Source organism: Streptomyces sp. NPDC031111 (assembly GCF_055570675.1).
The window spans coordinates 1-23,176 of the sequence record NZ_JBVIGS010000024.1 but is presented as its reverse complement, the minus strand read 5'-3'; the positions used below and the strand labels follow the sequence as shown (position 1 = coordinate 23,176).

Annotated in this window: 18 protein-coding genes and 7 tRNA genes; 13 read left to right on the top strand and 12 right to left on the bottom strand. The window is 70.0% G+C overall.

All coding sequences use genetic code 11. The features are described from left to right. Positions 1-33: 33 nt before the first annotated feature. From ACZ470_RS34825 to ACZ470_RS34815, 3 genes are all read right to left on the bottom strand, one after another. Positions 34-106: transfer RNA gene (locus ACZ470_RS34825), tRNA-Gly, on the bottom strand. A 77-nt stretch (positions 107-183) separates the two neighbouring features. Then, positions 184-258 (bottom strand) — tRNA-Gly (locus ACZ470_RS34820). A gap of 136 nt (positions 259-394) precedes the next feature. Next, positions 395-712 (bottom strand): histone-like nucleoid-structuring protein Lsr2, encoded by a 318-nt coding sequence (locus ACZ470_RS34815; RefSeq protein WP_468433835.1) that lies wholly within the window; start codon positions 710-712, stop codon positions 395-397. Between the two features lie 353 nt (positions 713-1,065). On the opposite strand from ACZ470_RS34815, the gene purS reads away from it, so the two are divergent. The 7 genes from purS (at position 1,066) to purM (ending at position 8,674) form a co-directional block, all read left to right on the top strand. After that, positions 1,066-1,329: a phosphoribosylformylglycinamidine synthase subunit PurS gene (gene purS, locus ACZ470_RS34810; protein ID WP_006133353.1), complete on the top strand. Its 264-nt coding sequence runs from the start codon at positions 1,066-1,068 to the stop codon at positions 1,327-1,329. Next, the gene (purQ, locus tag ACZ470_RS34805) at positions 1,326-2,006 is read left to right on the top strand and encodes a phosphoribosylformylglycinamidine synthase subunit PurQ (RefSeq protein WP_468433833.1); all 681 of its coding nucleotides are present in this window, start codon (positions 1,326-1,328) and stop codon (positions 2,004-2,006) included. The genes purS and purQ overlap by 4 nt, the downstream gene beginning before the upstream one ends. Then, positions 2,003-4,261 (top strand): phosphoribosylformylglycinamidine synthase subunit PurL, encoded by a 2,259-nt coding sequence (purL, locus tag ACZ470_RS34800; RefSeq protein WP_468433831.1) that lies wholly within the window; start codon positions 2,003-2,005, stop codon positions 4,259-4,261. The genes purQ and purL overlap by 4 nt, the downstream gene beginning before the upstream one ends. A 91-nt stretch (positions 4,262-4,352) precedes the next feature. Next, entirely contained in the window at positions 4,353-5,150 is a 798-nt protein-coding gene (locus tag ACZ470_RS34795; RefSeq protein WP_468433830.1) for a maleylpyruvate isomerase family mycothiol-dependent enzyme, read from the top strand. A gap of 48 nt (positions 5,151-5,198) precedes the next feature. Next, entirely contained in the window at positions 5,199-5,984 is a 786-nt protein-coding gene (locus ACZ470_RS34790) for an META domain-containing protein (RefSeq protein WP_468433828.1), read from the top strand. A 62-nt stretch (positions 5,985-6,046) separates the two neighbouring features. Next, the gene (gene purF / locus ACZ470_RS34785; RefSeq protein ID WP_468433826.1) at positions 6,047-7,573 is read left to right on the top strand and encodes an amidophosphoribosyltransferase; all 1,527 of its coding nucleotides are present in this window, start codon (positions 6,047-6,049) and stop codon (positions 7,571-7,573) included. A gap of 33 nt (positions 7,574-7,606) precedes the next feature. Next, positions 7,607-8,674 (top strand): phosphoribosylformylglycinamidine cyclo-ligase, encoded by a 1,068-nt coding sequence (gene purM / locus ACZ470_RS34780; protein WP_468433825.1) that lies wholly within the window; start codon positions 7,607-7,609, stop codon positions 8,672-8,674. A gap of 132 nt (positions 8,675-8,806) precedes the next feature. Here purM and ACZ470_RS34775 read toward each other — a convergent pair whose 3' ends face one another. Further along, a complete protein-coding gene (locus tag ACZ470_RS34775) occupies positions 8,807-9,055 on the bottom strand; it encodes a DUF3073 domain-containing protein (protein ID WP_468433823.1) in 249 nt (82 codons plus the stop codon). A 318-nt stretch (positions 9,056-9,373) separates the two neighbouring features. Further along, a complete protein-coding gene (locus ACZ470_RS34770; protein WP_468433821.1) occupies positions 9,374-10,462 on the bottom strand; it encodes a Leu/Phe/Val dehydrogenase in 1,089 nt (362 codons plus the stop codon). Between the two features lie 220 nt (positions 10,463-10,682). On the opposite strand from ACZ470_RS34770, the gene ACZ470_RS34765 reads away from it, so the two are divergent. Together ACZ470_RS34765 and bldC are read left to right on the top strand one after the other, a co-directional pair. Further along, positions 10,683-11,525: a DUF8083 family protein gene (locus tag ACZ470_RS34765; RefSeq protein ID WP_468433819.1), complete on the top strand. Its 843-nt coding sequence runs from the start codon at positions 10,683-10,685 to the stop codon at positions 11,523-11,525. Between the two features lie 540 nt (positions 11,526-12,065). Then, positions 12,066-12,272, top strand: coding sequence for a developmental transcriptional regulator BldC (gene bldC, locus ACZ470_RS34760; RefSeq protein ID WP_003949541.1), 207 nt, complete (start codon positions 12,066-12,068; stop codon positions 12,270-12,272). A gap of 437 nt (positions 12,273-12,709) precedes the next feature. On the opposite strand, the gene ACZ470_RS34755 is transcribed toward bldC, so the two are convergent. The 7 genes from ACZ470_RS34755 to ACZ470_RS34725 all read right to left on the bottom strand — a co-directional run bounded on the left by ACZ470_RS34755 (position 12,710) and on the right by ACZ470_RS34725 (position 19,412). Beyond that, positions 12,710-12,898 carry a DUF6274 family protein gene (locus ACZ470_RS34755; protein WP_468433817.1) on the bottom strand — a complete coding sequence of 63 codons (189 nt, stop codon included), beginning with the start codon at positions 12,896-12,898 and terminating at the stop codon, positions 12,710-12,712. 330 nt (positions 12,899-13,228) lie between these two features. Further along, positions 13,229-13,303, bottom strand: a tRNA-Asp gene (locus ACZ470_RS34750). A gap of 93 nt (positions 13,304-13,396) precedes the next feature. Then, positions 13,397-17,377, bottom strand: coding sequence for an ATP-dependent RNA helicase HrpA (hrpA, locus tag ACZ470_RS34745; RefSeq protein WP_468433816.1), 3,981 nt, complete (start codon positions 17,375-17,377; stop codon positions 13,397-13,399). A 94-nt stretch (positions 17,378-17,471) separates the two neighbouring features. Continuing rightward, positions 17,472-17,545, bottom strand: a tRNA-Phe gene (locus ACZ470_RS34740). Between the two features lie 24 nt (positions 17,546-17,569). Next, positions 17,570-17,644 (bottom strand) — tRNA-Asp (locus ACZ470_RS34735). A gap of 37 nt (positions 17,645-17,681) precedes the next feature. Then, positions 17,682-17,754: transfer RNA gene (locus ACZ470_RS34730), tRNA-Glu, on the bottom strand. Between the two features lie 80 nt (positions 17,755-17,834). Further along, positions 17,835-19,412 carry a metallophosphoesterase family protein gene (locus tag ACZ470_RS34725; protein ID WP_468433814.1) on the bottom strand — a complete coding sequence of 526 codons (1,578 nt, stop codon included), beginning with the start codon at positions 19,410-19,412 and terminating at the stop codon, positions 17,835-17,837. An 84-nt stretch (positions 19,413-19,496) separates the two neighbouring features. On the opposite strand from ACZ470_RS34725, the gene ACZ470_RS34720 reads away from it, so the two are divergent. The 4 genes from ACZ470_RS34720 (at position 19,497) to ACZ470_RS34705 (ending at position 23,058) form a co-directional block, all read left to right on the top strand. Further along, positions 19,497-19,847: a metallopeptidase family protein gene (locus tag ACZ470_RS34720; RefSeq protein WP_159534388.1), complete on the top strand. Its 351-nt coding sequence runs from the start codon at positions 19,497-19,499 to the stop codon at positions 19,845-19,847. A gap of 73 nt (positions 19,848-19,920) precedes the next feature. Beyond that, entirely contained in the window at positions 19,921-20,460 is a 540-nt protein-coding gene (locus ACZ470_RS34715) for a hypothetical protein (RefSeq protein WP_468433812.1), read from the top strand. A 252-nt stretch (positions 20,461-20,712) separates the two neighbouring features. Further along, positions 20,713-22,833 carry a DEAD/DEAH box helicase gene (locus tag ACZ470_RS34710; protein ID WP_468433811.1) on the top strand — a complete coding sequence of 707 codons (2,121 nt, stop codon included), beginning with the start codon at positions 20,713-20,715 and terminating at the stop codon, positions 22,831-22,833. Between the two features lie 152 nt (positions 22,834-22,985). Further along, positions 22,986-23,058, top strand: a tRNA-Lys gene (locus tag ACZ470_RS34705). The last annotated feature ends 118 nt before the right edge of the window (positions 23,059-23,176 follow it).

The following is a 23,176-nucleotide window of genomic DNA, read 5'->3' as shown; positions in this document are numbered from 1 at the left end:
ACCCCGGTCCAATGGACCGGGGTCTCATTCCCGAGCGGACGACGAGGCTCGAACTCGCGACCTCAACCTTGGCAAGGTTGCGCTCTACCAACTGAGCTACGTCCGCATTGCCTCCGATCGGCTCTCACCGACCGGCGCGAACACCAGCCTACCTGATCCACCGGAGTGATCGGTACGGCGGTGTGGAGCGGGTGACAGGAATTGCACACTGCGCCTTCCCCCTGGAAGGGGGATGTTCTACTACTGAACTACACCCGCATGTACTCCGTGAGCCGGGCCTTTCGGCCTCGCCCCTCGGCGTGCTCCAGACTCTAGCTGATCAGCGGGGGTGCTGCGCAAGTCGGTTGCGGTGAGGGGCGGGTGACCGGCCGTCGGGGCGGGTCACCCGGCCGGCTCACTGCGCCGCGGCGAACGCCTCGTAGACCTTCTTGGGGATCCGGCCCCGGGCCGGCACGTCCATCTTGTTCGCCTGCGCCCAGGCGCGCACGGCGGCCGGGTCGGGGGCGACCTCCGTCTGCCGGTACGCCTTGCCGGAGCGCGACCGCTTGCGGCCGGCGTCCACGTAGGGCGCGAGCGCCTTCCGCAGTTTGCTGGCATTGGCTTCGTTGAGGTCGATCTCGTACGACTTGCCGTCGAGCCCGAAGGCGATCGTTTCCGCCGCTTCCGAGCCGTCGATGTCGTCAAAGAGAGTGACCACGACCTTCTGCGCCACGAATATCGGTCCCTTCGTGCGGCACCTCTCGTCCGGACGTCCGTGATGACGTGCCGGTACGTCGCCGAGATGTCGGCTGTCCGCCTGTAATCGGGCAAAGTATCTGCTAATGACAATTCATTTGTACAGTGCCCGGCATTGCAATGTGAAGCCCGACTAAATCTCCCCGCGTGTCCGGTGCGCAATAGCGATGAGCGAGTGAACGCGGATCTTTCCCGGATCTTTTCCCTGACGCCTCCCGGCGATGCCGAATCGTGATGGGGCTCACGTAGATTCCTACAACTCTACCCGCGTAGAAATTTTGTGCGGGTAGTCTGAAGGAACCTGCTCAGCACCACACACCGGGAGTGCCAGTGGCACGCGTCGTAGTCGACGTCATGCTCAAGCCGGAGATCCTCGACCCCCAGGGCCAGGCGGTGCAGCGCGCACTGCCGCGACTGGGTTTCGAAGGGATCTCGGACGTCCGTCAGGGAAAGCGATTCGAACTGGAAGTTGACGGGCCGGTCGACGAGGCCGCGCTCGCCCGTATCCACGATCTTGCGGAATCCTTCCTCGCCAACACCGTGATCGAGGACTTCACCGTACGGGTCGAGGAAGTCGCGGAGGCCGCGAAGTGACCGCTCGTATTGGCGTCGTCACTTTCCCGGGCAGTCTCGACGACCGGGACACGCAGCGCGCGATCCGTGTCGCGGGCGCCGAACCCGTCGCCCTCTGGCACAAGGACAAGGACCTCAAGCAGGTCGACGCCGTGGTGCTCTGCGGTGGTTTCTCGTACGGCGACTATCTGCGCGCCGGCGCCATCGCGCGCTTCTCGCCGGTGATGGACACCGTGATCGACCAGGCCAAGGCGGGCCTTCCCGTCCTCGGCATCTGCAACGGCTTCCAGATCCTCACCGAGGCGCACCTGCTCCCCGGCGGCATGCTGGGCAACGACCATCTGCACTTCATCTGCCGCGACCAGAAGCTGCGGGTGGAGAACGCGGACACCGCCTGGACCACCGACTACACGGCCGGCCAGGAGATCCACATCCCGTTGAAGAACATGGACGGCCGCTACGTCGCCGACCGGCGGACGCTGGACGAGCTGGAGGCCGAGGGCCGCGTCGCCTTCCGCTACCTGGACATGAACCCCAACGGCTCGCTGAACGACATCGCCGGCATCACCAACGCCGCCGGCAACGTCGTCGGCCTGATGCCGCACCCCGAGCACGCCGTCGAGCCGCTGATCGGTACGGGCCGTACCGACGGCCTGCCGTTCTTCACCTCGATCCTCAAGAAGCTGGTCAACGCATGAGCCGGACGCCTCTGGACACGGTCGAGCACGCGGCCGCGACCCCCGACGTCGAGCTGCCCTGGGCCGAGCTGGGCCTGAAGAAGGACGAGTACGAGCGGGTGGTGGAGATCCTCGGCCGCCGCCCGACCGGCGCCGAGCTCGCCATGTACTCGGTGATGTGGTCCGAGCACTGCTCGTACAAGAGCAGCAAGGTCCACCTCCGCCAGTTCGGCGAGAAGGCCCCCGAGAACGACGCCCTCCTCGTCGGCATCGGCGAGAACGCCGGCGTCGTCGACGTCGGCCAGGGCTACGCGGTCACCTTCAAGGTCGAGTCGCACAACCACCCGTCGTACGTCGAGCCCTACCAGGGCGCCGCGACCGGCGTCGGCGGCATCGTGCGCGACATCATCGCGATGGGCGCCCGCCCGGTCGCCGTCGTGGACCCCCTGCGCTTCGGCGCCGCGGACCACCCCGACACCAAGCGCGTCCTGCCCGGTGTCGTCGCCGGCATCGGCGGCTACGGCAACTGCCTGGGCCTGCCCAACATCGGCGGCGAGGTCGTCTTCGACGCCTGCTACCAGGGCAACCCGCTGGTCAACGCCGGTGCCATCGGCGTCATGCGGCACGAGGACATCCACCTGGCCAAGGCGTCCGGCGCGGGCAACAAGGTCATCCTGTACGGCGCCCGGACCGGCGGCGACGGCATCGGCGGCGCCTCGATCCTGGCCTCCGAGACCTTCGACGACGCCAAGCCGTCGAAGCGCCCCGCCGTCCAGGTCGGCGACCCCTTCCAGGAGAAGCTCCTCATCGAGTGCACCCTGGAGGCGTTCAAGGAGAAGCTGGTCGTCGGCATCCAGGACCTCGGCGCGGCCGGACTGTCCTGCGCCACCTCCGAGCTGGCCTCCAACGGCTCCGGCGGCATGCGCGTCACCCTCGACGACGTCCCCCTGCGCGACTCGACGCTCTCCCCCGAGGAGATCCTGATGAGCGAGTCGCAGGAACGCATGTGCGCGGTCGTCGAGCCCGACAAGGTCGACCGCTTCCTCGAGATCTGCGACAAGTGGGACGTCATCGCCACCGTCATCGGCGAGGTGACCGACGGCGACCGCCTGGAGATCTACTGGCACGGCGGCAAGATCGTCGACGTCGACCCGCGCACGGTCGCCCACGAGGGCCCGACCTACGAGCGCCCCTACGCACGCCCGTCCTGGCAGGACGAGCTCCAGGCGGACGACGCGAACAAGCTCCCCCGCCCGGCGACGAGCGAGGAGCTGAAGGACCAGGTCCTGAAGCTGGTCGGCTCGCCCAACCAGGCGTCCAAGCAGTGGATCACCCAGCAGTACGACCACTTCGTGCAGGGCAACACCGTCCTCGCCCAGCCCGAGGACTCCGGCATGATCCGCATCGACGAGGCGTCCGGCCTCGGCGTCGCGATCGCCACCGACGGAAACGGCCGCTACGCCAAGCTCGACCCGTACACGGGCGCGCAGCTGGCCCTGGCCGAGGCGTACCGCAACGTGGCGACCACCGGCGCCAAGCCGCTGGCCGTCTCCGACTGCCTGAACTTCGGCTCGCCGGAGGACCCGGCGGTCATGTGGCAGTTCGCGGAGGCCGTACGCGGTCTGGCGGACGGCTGTCAGCAGCTCGGCACTCCGGTGACCGGCGGCAACGTCTCGCTCTACAACCAGACCGGCGAGGCCGCCATCCACCCCACCCCGGTGGTAGCGGTCCTCGGTGTCATCGACGACGTGGCCCGCCGCACGCCGGTCGCCTTCCAGGAGGACGGCCAGCTGCTGTACCTCCTCGGCGACACCCGCGAGGAGTTCGGCGGCTCGGCCTGGTCGCAGGTCGTCCACGACCACCTCGGCGGCCTGCCCCCGAAGGTCGACCTGGAGCGGGAGCGCCTCCTCGCCGAGATCCTGATCTCCGCCTCCCGCGACGGCATGATCGACTCCGCGCACGACCTGTCCGACGGCGGTCTGATCCAGGCCGTGGTCGAGTCGGCGCTGCTTGGCGGCAAGGGCGCGCGTCTGGTCGTACCGGACGGGCTCGACGCCTTCACCTTCCTCTTCTCCGAGTCGGCCGGCCGCGCGATCGTCGCCGTGCCGCGCTCGGAGGAGGTCCGCTTCAACGACATGTGCGGCGCCCGCGGCCTCCCGGCCACCCGCGTCGGTGTCGTCGACGGCGACACGGTGGAGCTCCAGGGCGAGTTCACGCTCCCCCTGACCGAACTGCGCGAGGCCCACGAGGGAACCATCCCGGCCCTCCTGGCCTGATCCCCACACCCGCACGGCACGAAGCCCCCGCCCGGTCCACCGGTCGGGGGCTTCGGCCTGCCGAAGGGCCGCCCCCGCATAGGCTTCCGCCATGCCACCGGCCAAGAAGCGCGCCCGTTCGTACGATCCCGTCAAGACCCGTGGCGCCGTGCTGGCGCAGTTCGGGAACGTGCGGGCGGCGGTCCGCACCCTTGGCCCGGAGCAGCTCGCCCTGCCGACGCGGCTCGGTGACTGGACCGTACGGGAGCTGGTGGCGCATGTCGGGATGGCGTTGACGGCCGTGGACCGGCTGCTCGACGAGCCCGTGCCCGCGCGGCAGGACGGGCGGCTGCTCGACTGGCCGTTCGCCATAGCCGCCGACGCGGACACCATCGCCGACACCGCGCGCCGGCTCGCGGCCGAGCACTCCGACCTCGACGCCCACCTCGCCGACGTCGAGCGGCGCTTCACCGAGCGGCTCGACGCGCATCCCGGCGGACGGCTGCTCCCCACCAGCGCGGGCGCCCTGACACTGGCCGACTACGTCGTCACCCGCACCGTCGAGCTCGTCGTCCACACCGACGACCTGAACGCCGCCGTGCCCGGCCTGGACATCCCGTACGACCGTCAGGCGCTGGCCGCCTGCACCCGGCTGCTGGCCGACACGCTCGCGGTGAAGGCGCCCGGCGGCTCGACGGAGGTGCGGGTTCCGCCGTACGCGGTCGTGCAGTGCGTGGAGGGGCCGCGGCACACCCGGGGCACCCCGCCGAACGTCGTGGAGACCGACCCGCTCACCTGGATCCGGCTGGCCGGCGGACGGACGGCCTGGCAGGACGCCCTGGCCGACGCCAAGGTCAGCGCCAGCGGGGAACGGGCCGACCTCGGACCGTATCTGCCGCTGCTCCGGTGACTCCGGAGGGGAAGGGGAACCGCCCGCTCACCGCCCCGTCGAATGGGCATGTACAGGCAGAAGCACCAGCAGCGCATGACCCTGACGGCCCTCGCCGTGCTCGCCGTCCCGCTCGCGGCGGCCTGTGGCAGCGAGAAGGCGGGGGCGGGCAGCGGCACCGCCGGGGCGGAGGAGCCGGTCACCGGCATCCGCTGGACCGTCGACAGCGTCACCGTCGACGGCACCACCCACCGCGTCCCCGACGGGGCGCACGTCACCCTCGACGAGGACGGCCGGGCCACCGGCAACTACGGCTGCAACCTCTTCAAGGGACGCGTCACCTTCGACGGCGACCGCATCCGGTTCGGTGAGCGGGAGACCACCCTGAAGGCCTGCTCCGAGGAGCTGATGGACCTCGAGAGCACCGTGGCCCGCACCCTCGGCGACGGCGCCCTGAAGACCGAGGTGAACGACGGCCGCCTCACCCTGACCACCGAGGCCGGCGACACCGTACGCCTCAGCGAGACCGAGGACAGCCCGCTGCACGGCACCAAGTGGACCGTCACCACACCCGCCGTCGACGAACGCGCCCACCTCACCTTCGACAAGAAGGAGGGCACCGTCTCCGGCAGCCTCGGCTGCAACCAGGTGAACGCCGACGCCACGGTGCGCGACGGCCGTATCACCCTCGGCGTGCCCGCCCTGACCCGAATGATGTGCGAAGACTCACTCATGGACAGCGAGAGGTCCCTGACGAAGCTGTTCCACGGCACCGTCGACTACCGAATCGAAGGCCAAACCCTCACGCTGACCAGCGAAAACGGCACCAGTGTCCGGGCCGTCGCACAGCGCTGATCCACGGTCGGGGCCCCATCCCGCATTCGGACCAGTGGTCGATCTCGCCTACACTCGATGGCGTGCCACGTGGTGACGGACGACTCAACCACGACCTGCTCCCCGGTGAGAAGGGCCCCCAGGACGCTTGCGGCGTCTTCGGTGTCTGGGCTCCGGGCGAAGAGGTCGCCAAGCTCACGTACTTCGGGCTCTACGCCCTCCAGCATCGGGGCCAGGAATCCGCGGGAATCGCGGTCAGCAACGGCTCCCAGATCCTCGTCTTCAAGGACATGGGCCTGGTGTCCCAGGTCTTCGACGAGACCTCTCTCGGTTCGCTCCAGGGTCATATCGCGGTCGGACACGCCCGCTACTCGACCACCGGTGCCTCCGTGTGGGAGAACGCCCAGCCGACGTTCCGCGCCACCGCGCACGGATCCATCGCGCTCGGCCACAACGGCAACCTGGTCAACACGGCGCAGCTCGCCGAGATGGTCGCCGAGCTCCCCAAGGAGAACGGCCGCGCCCCCAAGGTGGCGGCCACCAACGACACCGACCTGATCACCGCCCTGCTGGCCGGCCAGCGCGCCGCCGACGGCGAACCGGTGACCGTGGAGCAGGCCGCGCACGTGGTCCTCCCCAAGGTCAGGGGTGCCTTCAGCCTCGTCTTCATGGACGAGAACACCCTGTACGCGGCGCGTGACCCGCAGGGCATCCGCCCGCTGGTCCTCGGCCGTCTGGAGCGCGGCTGGGTCGTCGCCTCCGAGTCCGCCGCCCTCGACATCTGTGGCGCCAGCTTCGTGCGCGAGATCGAGCCGGGCGAGTTCGTCGCCATCGACGAGAACGGACTGCGCACCTCCCGATTCGCGGAAGCGAAGCCCAAGGGCTGTGTCTTCGAGTACGTGTACCTGGCCCGCCCGGACACCGACATCGCCGGCCGGAACGTGTACCTCTCGCGCGTCGAGATGGGCCGCAAGCTCGCCAAGGAAGCCCCGGTCGAGGCCGACCTGGTCATACCGACCCCGGAGTCGGGCACCCCGGCCGCCATCGGCTACGCGGAGGCGTCCGGCATCCCCTTCGGCGCCGGCCTGGTCAAGAACGCGTACGTCGGACGTACGTTCATCCAGCCGTCGCAGACCATCCGCCAGCTCGGCATCCGGCTGAAGCTCAACCCGCTCAAGGAAGTCATCAAGGGCAAGCGCCTGGTCGTGGTCGACGACTCGATCGTCCGCGGCAACACCCAGCGCGCCCTGGTCCGCATGCTCCGCGAGGCGGGCGCCGCCGAGGTCCACATCCGGATCTCCTCGCCGCCCGTGAAGTGGCCCTGCTTCTTCGGCATCGACTTCGCCACCCGCGCCGAGCTGATCGCCAACGGGATGACCATCGACGAGATCGGCACCTCGCTGGGCGCCGACTCCCTGGCGTACATCTCGATCGACGGCATGATCGAGGCGACCACCATCGCCAAGCCGAACCTGTGCCGCGCCTGCTTCGACGGCGAGTACCCGATGGAGCTGCCCGACCCCGAGCTCCTCGGGAAGCAGCTCCTGGAGACCGAGCTGGCCGCCGGCACCGCCGCCCCGGCCGCGGTCGACGCGATCCGCCGCCCGTAAGCCCTGACGGACGACACGAAAGCTCTCACAGTCATGTCCCAGAACACTGGTGCCAGCTACGCAGCGGCGGGCGTCGACATCGAGGCGGGCGACCACGCCGTCGAGCTGATGAAGGAGTGGGTGAAGAAGACGCGGCGCCCCGAGGTCCTCGGCGGCCTCGGCGGTTTCGCCGGCCTCTTCGACGCCTCCGCCCTGAAGAACTACGAGCGGCCCCTGCTCGCCTCCGCCACGGACGGCGTCGGCACCAAGGTCGACATCGCGCGCCGGATGGGCGTGTACGACTCCATCGGCCACGACCTGGTCGCGATGGTCATGGACGACATCGTGGTGTGCGGCGCCGAGCCGCTGTTCATGACCGACTACATCTGCGTCGGCAAGGTCCACCCCGAGCGCGTGGCCGCCATCGTCAAGGGCATCGCCGAGGGCTGTGTGCTGGCCGGATGCGCCCTGGTGGGCGGTGAGACGGCCGAACACCCCGGCCTGCTGGGTCCGGACGACTTCGACGTCGCCGGGGCCGGTACGGGCGTCGTGGAGGCCGACCGGCTGCTCGGCGCGGATCGCATCCGTACGGGTGACGCGGTGATCGCCATGGCGTCCTCCGGGCTTCACTCGAACGGCTACTCCCTCGTCCGGCACGTCCTGCTCGACCGCGCGGGGCTCGCCCTGGACGGCCGGATCGACGAGCTCGGCCGCACCCTCGGCGAGGAGCTCCTGGAGCCCACCAAGATCTACTCGCTGGACTGCCTGGCGCTGATCCGCACCACCGAGGTGCACGCGTTCAGCCACGTCACCGGCGGCGGACTCGCCGCCAACCTGGCGCGCGTGATCCCCGACGGGCTGCACGCGGTCGTGGACCGCTCCACCTGGACCCCCGCACCGGTGTTCGACCTGGTCGGCCGGACCGGTTCGGTCGAGCGGCTGGAGCTGGAGAAGACGCTGAACATGGGCGTCGGCATGATCGCGATCATGCCGCAGGACTCCGTCGACGTGGCGCTGACGACGCTGGCCGACCGCGGGGTGGACGCCTGGGTGGCCGGTGAGATCACCGACCGCGGCGAGCACACCACGGGCGCAGCGCTTGTCGGTGACTACGCGAACTGAGCACGCCAAAAGTGCTGCCCGCGCGGTGACCGGGCGGGCAGCACACGCCACGGAGGCGGTCCGTCCGGTACGGGCAGCACTAAACCCGGTCGGTGACCGGAGTCACCTACCGGGCTCGTGTTCAGCGCAAGGTCAAGCGCCGCGACGCTGTTGAGAGGACGGGCCGTCCTCGTCCTCGTCGTCGTCCTCGTAGAGGTCGGCGTACCGTGCGTACAGTTCGTCGTCCTGCTCATCGTCCTCGAAATGGTCACCGTTCGGTGACTGGTTCGACGTCGATGCGCCCAGCTCCTCGGCCAGGCGTGAGAGGTCAGTCCCACCGCTGTTGTACTTCAGCTGGCGGGCGACCTTCGTCTGCTTGGCCTTGGCCCGGCCGCGCCCCATGGCTCGACCCCCTCAACGACGGGGCTCGACGGCCCCAGAGTCTTGACACGCGTTCATGGTCCAGAACGGACTCTCCGCGGAGAGACCGGTCCGTAGGGCTTCCACGGTACCTGAGCCCGCGCCCATACGGTACGTCGCCCGCATGACGTGCCCGCGCCCAGGACCTTCGAGGCGCCCCGTCCTCGCTGGTCAACCGCGATTTTAACCACTTATCGACGGTCGACCCGCCGGGAGAAGTGAGAGTTCTCTCCAAGTGCCCGCCGGCGGGTACCGCTCATACGTACGAATGCGTCCCGAGCCGGGCCGCCCGCGCACGCGTCATCGCACCGGGCGCGCCTCCGCCATCCGCTGCTCGGCGATCCGGTCGGCCGCGGCGGCCGGCGGAATCCCGTCCTCCTTCGCACGTGCGAATATGGCGAGCGTGGTGTCGAAGATCTTCGACGCCTTCGCCTTGCACCGGTCGAAGTCGAAGCCGTGGAGCTCGTCGGCGACCTGGATGACACCGCCGGCGTTCACCACGTAGTCCGGCGCGTAGAGGATCCCGCGGTCGGCGAGGTCCTTCTCCACGCCCGGGTGGGCGAGCTGGTTGTTGGCGGCGCCGCAGACCACCTTGGCGGTCAGCACCGGCACGGTGTCGTCGTTCAGCGCCCCGCCGAGCGCGCACGGGGCGTAGATGTCCAGGCCCTCGGTGCGGATCAGCGCCTCGGTGTCGGCGACGGCGGACACGCCCTGGGGGTGCCGGTCGAGGATCCGCCGCACGGCGTCCTCGCGCACATCGGTGATCACGACCTCGGCGCCCTCGGCCCGCAGGTGCTCCACCAGGTGGTGGCCGACCTTGCCGACGCCCGCGACGCCGACCTTGCGGTCGCGCAGCGAGGGGTCGCCCCACAGGTGCTGGGCGGCGGCCCGCATGCCCTGGTAGACGCCGAAGGAGGTGAGCACCGAGGAGTCGCCCGCGCCGCCGTTCTCCGGGGAGCGGCCGGTGGTCCAGCGGCACTCGCGGGCCACGACGTCCATGTCGGCGACGTAGGTGCCGACGTCACAGGCGGTGACGTACCGGCCGCCGAGCGAGGCGACGAACCGGCCGTAGGCCAGCAGCAGCTCCTCGGACTTGATCTGCTCCGGGTCGCCGATGATCACGGCCTTGCCGCCGCCGTGGTCGAGACCGGCCATGGCGTTCTTGTACGACATCCCGCGCGCGAGGTTCAGCGCGTCGGCGACGGCCTCCTCCTCGGAGGCGTACGGGTAGAAGCGCGTACCGCCGAGGGCGGGGCCCAGCGCGGTGGAGTGGATGGCGATGACGGCCTTGAGGCCGGTGGCACGGTCCTGACAGAGCACGACTTGCTCATGGCCCCCCTGGTCCGAGCGGAACAGGGTGTGCAGGACGCCGTCAGATACGTCGGTCACTGTGGTGACTCCTGAGTAAGTAGCGGCGGGTGGGGTCGGGCCCCGTAGAGGTGGCGGGGACCGTGGCACGAGATTAGATCCTCGGGCGCCCGGCGGCGGCACCGTGTCCCAGATCACCTCCGACCGGAGTACCGCCGTGCGACGATTTGGATGGGTTTCCCACCCGTCCGGGCGGTGGCCCCGCAGGTTTTCGCGACGGTCCGCGGGGGAGGGAGCAGGCGTGCCCAAGGTGTCCTCGGTGATCGTCCCCTACGCGACCTACTTGCGCGTGTACGAACCGCTGGCCGCCTTCCCGGAGCCGGAACGCGGCCACTGGGCCCGTTACGCCCGCCGCACCGACCTGCCCTCCTACCAGGACGAACTCCGCCGGGCGCTGGCCGACCTCGTGCCCACCCCGCCGGTGCCGGTGCCGGTGCACGAGAGCGACGACGCGTTCGTGCTGGAGGCCGACGGCGTGGTCTGCGTCTGCCCCTGGCGGACCCGGCTGCGCGGCTGGCAGGCGCTGGGAGAGCTGGCCGAGGACTTTCCGCTGCCGGTCCTGGACGTGCTCCTGCCCCCGGTCGTCCGGCACCAGGCCGCCCAGGACTACGAACGCTGGCTGGCCGACAACCCCGACGCCCGGCCGTGGATCCGCACCGCGACCTGGCAGGTGCCGATCAACTGGTTCGTGCTCTTCGCCGACGACGAGCGGGAGTACGTCAAGGGCTCCTCCGACGAGGCGCCCCTCCTGCGCTACCGGACCCCGATGGTCCAGGCCCGGCGGCGGGTGGCCAGGGGGCTGCGGGCGCTGCGGGAGGCCGTGGACGAGAGCCTGCTGATCGACGGGCTCGTGGACGTGGGTCGCTGGCTGGAGGAGTTCCACCCGCGCTCGCAGGTCGAACTGGACTACGGCGGACTGGTGCACGCCCTGCCGGCCGGCACGCTGGAGGACGACCACTCGGCGGCGGACGTGGCCGAGGGGATCGCGGCGCTGCGACGCGGCGACGGGGAGGGCGCCGGGGCCGCCTACGCGCGGCTCGTGGAGCGGTGGCGGTCGGTGCGCGACCTGCGCTCGGCGAACTGACGTTTGACCAAACGCCCTTCTTGGGGTTTTGTCTTCGCCCTGAGGTGTCCTGAGATTCCGTCAGCGCGGGTCCGACAACGGACGTAGATGCCGATCCGGGCGTATGTCCCAAGCGCGTCAAGCGTGACGGACCGCACGTACGCGGCCCTTGCGCCCCTTGCCCACCCTCATGCCAAAATAGGACAAGGAGTCCGGGGAGGGCTCCTCCGTCCTGCTGTGCTCGACTATGGGCGGATTCTCAGCATTGCACGCTTTGGGGGGTCTCGTGCCTCCTGATCGCCGCTGTGACTGATCGTCACAGCGGCGTGACTGTCCGCTATGGCACGGTCCATCGGCTTCCGCGGCTGATGAACACCTGGGAGGGCAATTCCGTCGGTTTGGCCGACGTCGCTGGACAGATGGTGTAGTTGTAGTGCCGAGGACAAGCCGTTCGTCCTATAACCGACTCGACTCGCGTCCGCCATTTCGGGCAACGCGGGTCAAGGTGCAGAATTTAGAGGAAAGAACCGAGAAGGTTCGGTTCTCCCGAGGAGGCCGCTCATGACCGCTCGCACCCCTGATGCCGAGCCGCTGCTGACCCCGGCTGAGGTCGCCACCATGTTCCGCGTCGACCCGAAGACGGTCACGCGCTGGGCGAAGGCAGGCAAGCTCACGTCGATCCGCACGCTCGGCGGGCACCGCCGCTACCGCGAAGCCGAGGTCCGCGCACTGCTCGCGGGCATTCCGCAGCAGCGCAGCGAGGCCTGAACAACTGAATGAACCGGGTGGCACCGGCTGGTCCCCCACTGGCCGAGAAGCCCGGGAACACTGGCTCCAAGCGACGCGGGGACTGCCCCAACAGGCCCCTCGCCCAAGCTGATCAGAGCTTTCCAGGCAACTGAACAAGGGTGCGTCGTCGATCGCGCTGGACTCCGCCGGGTCCAGCGCGATCTTTTTTGTGCGCCGATGGGGAACCTGGTCGGGCTCCGACCGGCCCCCTGGGGCGCTCCGTGCGCGGCCTTGTCGGAGTCTGGGGGCGGGTGGGGGATCAGCTGTGCGCCGGCCGGCGCGGGCCTCTCCGGGTGGTGCAATTGCACATATTAAATTGACCTGTTGTAGGAGAGGTGTAAGTGCAGCACTTCCCAAAACTCATACGGTGACACCCGTCACATACCAGTCGGCTTGTTGAGCCTGCGGCATATGCGCTAGAGGGAACGGGCGTTGAGGTCGGGTTGTTCCTCGGCGGGCCGGGACGGGCGGGGAGCGGTGTCCATCGCCAGCCGCTGGAGGCGGTGGCAGATAGGGCAGTGGCGGGTGAGGTGGCGGTACGACGACGCGGCCGCCAGATGCGCGCGGAGCAGTGCCCGTGTCTCGTGCCTAGCCGATGCCGCCATTCGCCACCTCCAGGGGGCCACACGGAGCCGTGCCCTGCCTCTTGGAGTACCGAGCGCCGGCGAACCCGTCAAGACGGCGGAGAGGCGCAGAGAGGCGCACAGCGCCCTGAACCACACAAAGAGCCCGGGGGTGAAGTCCCGGGCTCTTGCGGTGTGATGGGGGCGGCATGCGAAAGGGCCGCTTCCCTTGCGGGTGCGGCCCTCACGGTTGTTGCGGTCCTGACGGGATTTGCTGTGTCCGATCGCGGCTCCGCCGCGGGCGCGGCCTCCGGGTGGGAGTCGACATGCGTGAGGGCCGCTCCCTTTGCGGGTGCGGCCCTCACGGTTTTGCGGTCCTGACGGGATTTGAACCCGCGGCCTCCACCTTGACAGGGTGGCGAGCACTCCAAACTGCTCCACAGGACCAGGTTTCGCAGTGCGATTCGTGCGTTGCGCTGCGAGAAGGACTGTACAGGAGGTGGAGCCCCCTGGTCGAACTCACCCTGCGTACCGGAGCCGTTACGGCACCGCCGCGTCGATCGCCTTCACGATCCGCTTGTCCGACACGGGGTACGCCGTACCGAGCGCGTGGGCGAAGTAGCTGACCCGCAGCTCCTCGATCATCCAGCGGATGTCCAGCACCTGCCGCGGCACCGGCCGCCCCTGCGGCATCTGCTCCAGCAGCCACGCGTACTCGTCCCGCATCTCATGGACCTTCGCCATGCGCGTGGTGTCCCGCTGGACGTTCGCCGGCATCTGCTGGAGGCGGCGGTCCGCGGCCACCAGATAGCGCATCAGGTCCGGCAGCCGCCGCAGCCCCGCCTCGGTCACGAAGCCGGGCCGCACCAGCCCGTCCAGCTGACCCCGCACGTCCTGGAGGTTCGGGAGCAGCGCGGGGCTCCGTACGCCCTTCAGACGGCGCTCACAGGCCTGCCACGCGGCCAGCACCTGCTGCACCTGGCCCACCGCACGGACCGTCGTGTCGACGATCTCCGCGCGGACCTTGTCGTACAGCTTCCGGTAGGACTCCTCGTCCCACACCGGCCCGCCGAAGTCGGCGATCAGCTTGTCCGCAGCGGCCATCGCGCAGTCGTCGAACAGCGCCTGCACCGAACCGTGCGGATTCGCGGACAGCGCCAGCTTCTGCGCGTTCGTCAGCTTCTCGGCCGCGAACTTCGCCGGGTTCACCGGAATCCCGAGCAGGATCAGCCGGCGCGTGCCCTTCCACATCGCCTCCGCCTGCTCGGCCTCAGTGTCGAACAGCCGGACCGAGACCGTGTCGCCGTCGTCGACCAGCGCCGGATACGCCTTCACCGGCTGACCGGCACGGCGCGTCTCGAACACGCGCGTCAGCGTGCCGATCGTCCAGTCCGTCAGCCCCTTGCGCTCCAGGGACTCACCGCCCTGACGCTGCGCCGTGGCGGCGGCCGCCTGGGACAGCGCCTTGCGGGCCTTCGGCCGCAGCCGCAGCCTCAGCGCCTCCAGGTCCTTGTCCTCGGCGATCGTGCGGCGCCGCTCGTCAACGATCCGGAACGTGACCTTCAAGTGGTCCGGAACCCGGGACCAGTCGAAGTCCTCCGCCTCGAAGGGCACCCCGACCATCCGCTTCAGCTCACGGGCCATCGTCACGGTCAGCGGCTCCTGCAACGGCACCGCCCGCTCCAGGAACGCCTTCGCGTAGTTCGGCGCCGGCACGTAGTTGCGCCGGATCGGCTTGGGAAGCGAACGGATCAGCTCCGTGACGACCTCCTCGCGCAGACCCGGGATCTGCCAGTCGAACCCCTCGTCCGTCACCTGGTTCAGCACCTGGAGCGGGACATGGACCGTCACACCGTCCGCGTCCGCACCCGGCTCGAACTGGTACGTCACCCGGAACTTGAGCGGGCCCTGCCGCCACGAGTCCGGATAGTCCGCCTTGGTGACCGACTCCGCCGACTCACGGATCAACATCTCGCGCTCGAAGTCGAGGAAGTCCGGCTGCTCGTTCCGCTTCCGCTTCCACCACGAGTCGAAGTGCGCCCCCGACACCACGTGTTCGGGGATCCGCTGGTCGTAGAAGTCGAACAGGGTCTCGTCGTCGACCAGGATGTCCCGGCGCCGCGCCCGGTGCTCCAGCTCCTCGACCTCGGTCAGGAGCCGCCGGTTGTCGGCGTAGAACTTGTGGTGCGTACGCCAGTCGCCCTCGACGAGCGCGTTCCGGATGAACAGCTCGCGGGAGAGCTCGGGATCGATCCGGCCGTAGTTCACCTTGCGCTGCGCCACGATCGGTACGCCGTACAGCGTCACCTTCTCGTACGCCATCACGGCCGCCTGGTCCTTCTCCCAGTGCGGCTCGCTGTACGTGCGCTTGATCAGGTGCTCCGCGAGCGGCTCCACCCACTCCGGTTCGATCTTCGCGTTGACCCGCGCCCACAGCCGGGACGTCTCCACCAGCTCGGCCGACATCACGAACCGCGGCGGCTTCTTGAACAGCGCCGAGCCCGGGAAGATCGCGAACTTGGCGTTCCGCGCGCCCAGATACTCGTTGCGCCCGCCGTCCTTGCGGCCCGTCGGGCTGCCCGAGTCCTTGGACTCCTTCACGTCCTTCATGCCGATGTGCGACAGCAGACCGGCCAGCAGGGAGACGTGGATGCGGTCGCCGGGGGCGTCCTCCTCGTTGAGGTGGATGCCCATCTGCTTGGCGACCGTGCGCAACTGCGTATAGATGTCCTGCCACTCGCGGATCCGCAGGAAGTTCAGGTACTCCTGCTTGCACATTCGCCGGAACGACGACGAACCGCGCTCCTTCTGCTGCTCGCGGACGTACCGCCACAGGTTGAGGTACGCGAGGAAGTCGCTGGACTCGTCCCGGAACCGGGCGTGCTGCTGATCCGCCTGGGTCTGCTTGTCGGCCGGCCGTTCCCGCGGGTCCTGGATGGACAGCGCGGCGGCTATCACCATCACCTCGCGGACACAGCCGTTCCGGTCCGCCTCCAGCACCATGCGGGCCAGCCGCGGGTCCACCGGCAGCTGCGCCAGCTTCCGGCCGGTCTCCGTCAGCCGCTTGCGGGGGTCCTTCTGCGTCGCGTCGAGCGCGCCCAGCTCCTGGAGCAGCTGCACACCGTCGCGGATGTTGCGGTGGTCCGGCGGATCGATGAACGGGAACTTCTCGATCTCGCCCAGGCCGGCCGCGGTCATCTGGAGGATGACCGAGGCGAGGTTCGTGCGCAGGATCTCCGCGTCCGTGAACTCCGGACGGGTCAGGAAGTCGTCCTCGCTGTACAGACGGATGCAGATACCGTCCGACGTACGGCCGCAGCGGCCCTTGCGCTGGTTGGCGCTGGCCTGCGAGACCGGCTCGATCGGCAGCCGCTGCACCTTCGTGCGGTGGCTGTAGCGGGAGATACGGGCGAACCCGGGATCGATGACGTACTTGATGCCCGGGACGGTGAGGGACGTCTCGGCGACGTTGGTCGCCAGCACGATCCGCCGGCCGCTGTGCTGCTGGAAGACCCGGTGCTGCTCGGCGTGCGACAGACGCGCGTACAGCGGCAGCACCTCGGTCGACCGGTACCGCTTCTTCGTCAGCGCGTCCGCCGTGTCCCGGATCTCCCGCTCACCGGAGAGGAAGACCAGGATGTCGCCGGGCCCCTCCGCCATCAGCTCCTCGACGGCGTCCGTGATCGCGGTGATCTGGTCGCGGTCGGCGTCGTCGGAGTCCTCCTCCAGCAGCGGCCGGTAGCGCACCTCCACCGGATAGGTGCGCCCGCTGACCTCGATGATCGGCGCGTCCCCGAAATGCCGGGAGAAACGCTCCGGGTCGATGGTCGCGGACGTGATGACGACCTTGAGGTCCGGACGCCTCGGCAGCAGCTGGGCGAGATAGCCGAGCAGGAAGTCGATGTTGAGCGACCGCTCGTGCGCCTCGTCGATGATGATCGTGTCGTAGGCGCGCAGCTCGCGGTCGGTCTGGATCTCGGCGAGCAGGATGCCGTCGGTCATCAGCTTGACGAAGGTGGCGTCCGGGTTCACCTGGTCGGTGAAGCGGACCTTCCAGCCCACCGCCTCACCCAGCGGCGTCCCCAGCTCCTCCGCCACCCGCTCCGCGACCGTGCGGGCGGCGATGCGCCGGGGCTGGGTGTGCCCGATCATGCCCCGGACGCCCCGGCCCAGCTCCATGCAGATCTTCGGGATCTGCGTCGTCTTGCCGGACCCGGTCTCACCGGCGACGATCACGACCTGGTGATCACGGATCGCCTCGGCGATCTCGTCCTTCTTCTGGCTGACGGGCAGCTGCGCGGGATACGTGACCGCGGGGACCCGGGCGCGCCGCCCGGCCATCCGCTCCTCGGCCCCGGCGACCTCCGCCTCGATCTCGGCGAGCACGGCGGCGAGGGCCTCCGGCTTACGGATCTTGCGGGCACCCTCGAGCCTGCGCCCGAGCCGGTGCGCGTCGCGCAGCGACAGCTCGGAGAGACGGGGGGCGAGGGAGCCGAGAGCGGGGGCAGAGTGCGTAGACATACGGACTCCAGGATCTCATCCCGCGAAAATTCGCGGCCAATGATTTTGCCGGGGCACACAACAAGGCCCCGATCGGGGATCGGGGCCTTTGCTGTGGCTGGGGCCGGGGTCGAACCGGCGACCTATCGCTTTTCAGGCGATCGCTCGTACCAACTGAGCTACCCAGCCGCGGTGTTTCACGTGAAACACCAGCGGTCCTGACGGGATTTGAACCCGCGGCCTCCACCTTGACAGGGTGGCGAGCACTCCAAACTGCTCCACAGGACCAAGCGTGTCGTACGACAGTGTCGCACAGGGTGGTGCGTGCCCCCAACGGGATTCGAACCCGTGCTACCGCCTTGAAAGGGCGGCGTCCTAGGCCGCTAGACGATGAGGGCTATCGGCCCGCCTGGGCGCTTCTCAGCGCGTCGGGGACGTGAGAAGCATACGTGGTGTCGGGAGCGTTCGCCAAAACGGTTTACGGGGCGGGGGTCGACGGGGTTCCGGAGGAGGGGGACGGCGAGGTGGACGCGCCCGGCTGGTTCTCCTTCGGGAGGTGGCGGCTCACCTCGGCCGTGGTCAGGCCGAGACCACCCAGTTCGATGGAGTCCCAGGCCTGGAGGCGGCGGGTGTCGCGGTCGAAGTAGAGGATCGACGTCTCGATCGGGTCCGGGTACTGGCCCTCGATGGCGCGCAGACCGCTGCCGCCGGTGGAGCCCTCGACACGGAGCCGGGTGCCGTACTTCATGACCTCCGTCTCCTCGTGGTGGATGTGGCCGGCCAGGACCAGCGGCACGGTGCCGTCGACCTCGCGGGCCGCGGACGGCTCGTGGGCGATCGCCACGTCCACCGGGGTGCCGGCGGTCCGCTGGTCGCGCAGGGCGGAGGCGAGACGGGCGCCCGCCAGCTCCTGGGACTGCTCGGCTCCGGCCTTCTTCGAGCGGTCCGGGGTGAACTGCGGATCGCCGATGCCGGCGAAGCGGAGGCCCGCGATGGTCTTCGCCCTGCCGTCGTCGAGGACGTGGACGTTCTTCAGGCCCTCGAGATAGCGCTGGGTGATGAGCGAGTCGTGGTTGCCGCGGACCCAGACGTAGGGGGCGCCCAGGTCCTCGATGGGGTCCAGGAAGCCGTTCTCGGCGGCGCTGCCGTGGTCCATGGTGTCGCCCGAGTCGACGATCACGTCCACTCGGTACTGCTCCACGAGCGAGGCGATGATCTTCCAGCTGGCCGGATTGAGGTGGATGTCCGACACGTGCAGCACGCGGATGGTGGTCGGGTCGGGCTGGTAGGCGGGGAGCGTGGAGGTGGCGTCGTAGAGCTTGGTCACGTTGGTGACGAGGCGCGCCAACTCCTTCTGGTAGACGTCGAACTCGGTGACGATGCTCCGCGCGTCGCCGACCAGCGAGGGGGCCGAGGAGAGCAGGCCGGAGAACCTCGGCTCCAGGACGGAGTCGGGGTTCCAGGTGGCGTACGCCGTTCCGCCGGACGCGGCCAGGAGACCGAGGGCGAGACCGCCGGCGGCGAGGGCGCGGCGGGGTCGCCGGTAGACGGCCAGGCCGAGGGCGGTGGCGCCGGTGACGACGGCGACGCAGGAGCGGACGGCGAGGTCGGCGGTGCCGTGGGCGATGTCCCGCGTGACCTCGTCCTGGAGGCCGGAGAGGCGCTCGGGGTGGTCGACGAGGGCCTGGGAGCGCTCGGGGTCCAGCTGGTCGACGTTGACGTCCAGCCGGACGGGGGCGATGTGGCTGTCGAGCTGGAGGGCGCCCAGGGGAGAGACATTGATCTTCGTGCCGCCGGTGAAGGAGGGGCGCAGGGTCATGGTGGTGTTCATGGGGCCCACGGGGACCCGGACGTTGCCGACGACCAGCAGACCGAGCCAGGCGCCGAGGACGACCACGGCGACGAGGCCGACGGCGCGCCTCCAGGGGCGCGGCCGGGCGGACAGCGCGGGCGTCGGGGTGGCGGCCCGCCCGGGGCGACGGTGGCGGGTGAGGGCCCGCGGGACCCGTCGGACGCGGTGGAGGGCTTTCATCACGGCGGAGGGGACGCGGGCCATTGGTCCCGTATGCCCAAGCCGGCCGCGGGATATGCGGGGGCCGCGCGCATCTCGTACGGACGGCTCGTACCCGACAATGGCTCTGTGCTGGAGATGACGCGCGAGATGTTCGAGGAGCTGGTCGCCGAGGCGCTGGACCGGATCCCGCCGGAGCTGACCCGACTGATGGACAACGTCGCGGTGTTCGTGGAGGACGAGCCGCCCGCGGACGACCCGGAGCTGCTCGGGCTGTACGAGGGCACTCCGTTGACGGAGCGGGGCGAGTGGTACGCGGGGGTGCTGCCGGACCGGATCACCATCTACCGGGGGCCGACGCTGCGGATGTGCGAGTCCCGGGAGGACGTCGTCGCCGAGACCGAGATAACGGTGGTGCACGAGATCGCGCACCACTTCGGCATCGACGACGCCCGGCTGCACGCGCTCGGCTACGGATAGACCGTACGCGTGTCTTCTTGCGGGTGGCGGGAGTTGGGGTTGTTGACCCCGTACTCCCATCGGAGGTGGCTCCGTGCGCCGCTTGTACGTACCCGTCCGTCTGGCCGCCACGGTCGTGGCCGTCGCCGCTGCCGCCGGCTGCATGAGCGTGAGTGAGGACGGTGCGGGCGGAAGCGCCGGGCCGACGCACTCCTCGGGGAGGCCGGGCGGTGAGGCGCCGGACGGGGGCGCCACCGCGCCGGGCGGCGGTGGGTACGGCGCCGCGCCGGCGGACGGGGAACACGGAGGCGTCGAGGGCAAGGGGCACAAGGGCAAGGGGAAGAAGGACAGGACCGGGAAGACGGAATCCGCCGGGGCCTCGCCGTCGGCGGGGGCGAGCCGGTCCGGGCCGCCCGACGGACCGGACGGGCCCGCCGGACCCACCCCCGACGACCGGCCCGACCCGCCCGAGCCCTCGCGGACGCCGGACCCCCAGCCCACGCCGACCCCGCCCGAGCCGTCGGTCACACCCGAGCCGACGCAGGCGGAGCCGTCCTCGTCGGCGCACCAGCCCCCCGACACCCAACTGGCGCAGCGGGAGCCCGCGCCGCACGCGGGGGCGCCCGTGGTCTGACCTCCAGGCCCCGCCTGTGCTTCCCCGCCCGCCGGACCCCCCGCTCACCTGCCGGTTTGCTTTCGGGGTGCCGGGGTGCGTATGGTGGCAGATCGTTTGATCCTATTTGCCCGGCGCCACAGCAGAGCGCGCCGTGTGGCGCGTACTCTCCCTTGCCGTGGTGGACCGCATCGAGGCGGTCGTAATTGCGAATCGCGAATCACGGAGTTGACGGGCGCGTGCCGAAGAGACTCCGGAAGGTTTCGCATTCGTATGCCCATCGCCAGTACTGATCACGTCGTCGTGCCCGAGAACACCGAGGACACCGACATCACCCCCGCCCCCGAGGCGACCCCCGAGCTCACCTTCGCCGACCTCGGTCTGCCCGAGGGCGTCGTGCGCAAGCTCGCGCAGAACGGCGTGACCACCCCCTTCCCGATCCAGGCCGCGACCATCCCGGACGCCCTGGCCGGCAAGGACATCCTCGGCCGGGGCCGCACCGGCTCCGGCAAGACCCTCTCCTTCGGTCTGCCGACCCTGGCCACGCTGGCCGGCGGCCGCACCGAGAAGCACAAGCCCCGCGCCGTCATCCTCACCCCGACCCGCGAGCTGGCCATGCAGGTCGCCGACGCGCTCCAGCCCTACGGCGACGTCGTGGGCCTGCGCATGAAGGTCGTCTGCGGCGGCACCTCCATGGGCAACCAGATCTACGCCCTGGAGAAGGGCGTCGACATCCTGGTCGCCACCCCGGGCCGGCTCCGCGACATCATCAACCGCGGCGCCTGCTCCCTGGAGAACGTGGAGATCGCGGTCCTCGACGAGGCCGACCAGATGTCCGACCTGGGCTTCCTGCCCGAGGTCACCGAACTGCTCGACCAGGTTCCCGCGGGCGGCCAGCGGATGCTGTTCTCCGCCACGATGGAGAACGAGATCAAGACCCTCGTCGACCGGTACCTGAACAACCCGGTCAGCCACGAGGTCGACGCGGCGCAGGGCGCGGTGACGACCATGTCGCACCACATCCTGGTCGTGAAGCCCAAGGACAAGGCGCCGGTCACCGCCGCCATCGCCTCCCGCAAGGGCCGCACCATCATCTTCGTCCGCACCCAGCTGGGCGCCGACCGCGTCGCCGACCAGCTGCGCGAGTCCGGCGTGAAGGCGGACGCGCTGCACGGCGGCATGACCCAGGGCGCGCGCACCCGCACGCTGGCCGACTTCAAGGACGGGTACGTCAACGTCCTGGTCGCCACCGACGTCGCCGCGCGCGGCATCCACGTCGACGGCATCGACCTGGTCCTGAACGTGGACCCGGCCGGCGACCACAAGGACTACCTGCACCGCGCGGGCCGCACGGCGCGCGCCGGCCGCACCGGCACCGTGGTCTCCCTCTCCCTCCCGCACCAGCGGCGCCAGATCTTCCGGCTGATGGAGGACGCGGGCGTCGACGCCACGCGCCACATCATCCAGGGCGGCGCGGCCTTCGACCCGGAGGTCGCCGACATCACCGGCGCCCGGTCGATGACCGAGGTCCAGGCCGAGTCCGCGGGCAACGCGGCGCAGCAGGCCGAGCGTGAGGTCGCCCAGCTGACCAAGGAGCTGGAGCGGGCGCAGCGCCGCGCGTCGGAGCTGCGCGACGAGGCCGACCGGCTGCTGGCCCGGGTCGCGCGCGAGCGGGGCGAGGACGTCGAGACCGTGGTGGCCGAGGCGGCCGCCGTGGCGGCGGACGAGGCCGAGGTCACCCTTCCGGAGCAGCCGACCGCGCGGGACGTCGAGCGCGTGGAGCGTACGGAGGCTCCGGCGCCGTACGAGCGGCGCGAGCGCCGTGACGACCGCGGTGGTTTCCGTCGTGACGACCGTGGCGACCGCCGTGACGACCGCGGTGGACGTTCGTTCGAGCGTCGTGACGACCGTGGTGGTTTCAACCGGGACCGCGACCGCGACCGTGGCGGTTTCCGTCGTGACGACCGCGGTGACCGCCGTGACGACCGTGGCGGGCGTTCGTTCGAGCGTCGTGACGACCGTGGTGGTTTCAACCGGGACCGTGACCGCGGTGGTTTCCGCCGCGACGACCGTGGTGACCGCGGCGACCGCCGTGACGACCGCGGTGGGCGTTCCTTCGAGCGCCGCGACGACCGTGGCGGGCGTTCGTTCGAGCGTCGTGACGACCGTGGTGGTTTCAACCGGGACCGCGACCGCGACCGCGGCGGTTTCCGCCGGGACGACCGCGGTGGTCACCGGGGCAGCGACCGCCCGTTCAACCGCGACCGCCAGGGCGACCGCCCGGGCTTCCGTTCCGGCTCCCACGACCGCCCGTACGGCCGTCGTGACGACCACCGGGGCGGCGGCTCCTTCGGCCGCCGCGAGGACAAGCCGCGCTGGAAGCGCAACGGCTGACACAGGCTCACCGAGCCGGCCGGGAGGGCCCGCACGACACCCGTCGTGCGGGCCCTCCCGCGTCTCCCGGGGACACGTCCCGACCCGCCTCCGCGATACCCGATCGGAGTCTCGGCCACGTCGGGCTATGCTCGGGGAGGCAACATCGCCAGGGGCCCTTAGCTCAATTGGCAGAGCAGTGGACTTTTAATCCATTGGTTGTGGGTTCGAGTCCCACAGGGCCTACCTCTCGCAGGACCGGCACAGCGCCTCCGACCTGCCGCGGGGGGGGGGAGAGAGAGGGGGGGGGGGGGGGGGGGGGGGGGGGTTTTTGGGGGGGGGGGGGGGGGGGAGGTGGGGGGGG

Excerpts from the sequence above, each read along its gene's own strand:
- ACZ470_RS34790 (WP_468433828.1), top strand. The coding sequence starts at position 5,199 with ATGTACAGGCAGAAGCACCAGCAGCGCATGACCCTGACGGCCCTCGCC.
- ACZ470_RS34775 (WP_468433823.1), bottom strand. The coding sequence starts at position 9,055 with ATGGGGCGCGGCCGGGCCAAGGCCAAGCAGACGAAGGTCGCCCGCCAG.
- ACZ470_RS34755 (WP_468433817.1), bottom strand. The coding sequence starts at position 12,898 with ATGGCGGCATCGGCTAGGCACGAGACACGGGCACTGCTCCGCGCGCAT.
- ACZ470_RS34795 (WP_468433830.1), top strand. The coding sequence starts at position 4,353 with ATGCCACCGGCCAAGAAGCGCGCCCGTTCGTACGATCCCGTCAAGACC.
- ACZ470_RS34710 (WP_468433811.1), top strand. The coding sequence starts at position 20,713 with ATGCCCATCGCCAGTACTGATCACGTCGTCGTGCCCGAGAACACCGAG.
- hrpA (WP_468433816.1), bottom strand. The coding sequence starts at position 17,377 with ATGTCTACGCACTCTGCCCCCGCTCTCGGCTCCCTCGCCCCCCGTCTC.
- purL (WP_468433831.1), top strand. The coding sequence starts at position 2,003 with ATGAGCCGGACGCCTCTGGACACGGTCGAGCACGCGGCCGCGACCCCC.
- bldC (WP_003949541.1), top strand. The coding sequence starts at position 12,066 with ATGACCGCTCGCACCCCTGATGCCGAGCCGCTGCTGACCCCGGCTGAG.
- purM (WP_468433825.1), top strand. The coding sequence starts at position 7,607 with ATGTCCCAGAACACTGGTGCCAGCTACGCAGCGGCGGGCGTCGACATC.
- ACZ470_RS34725 (WP_468433814.1), bottom strand. The coding sequence starts at position 19,412 with ATGGCCCGCGTCCCCTCCGCCGTGATGAAAGCCCTCCACCGCGTCCGA.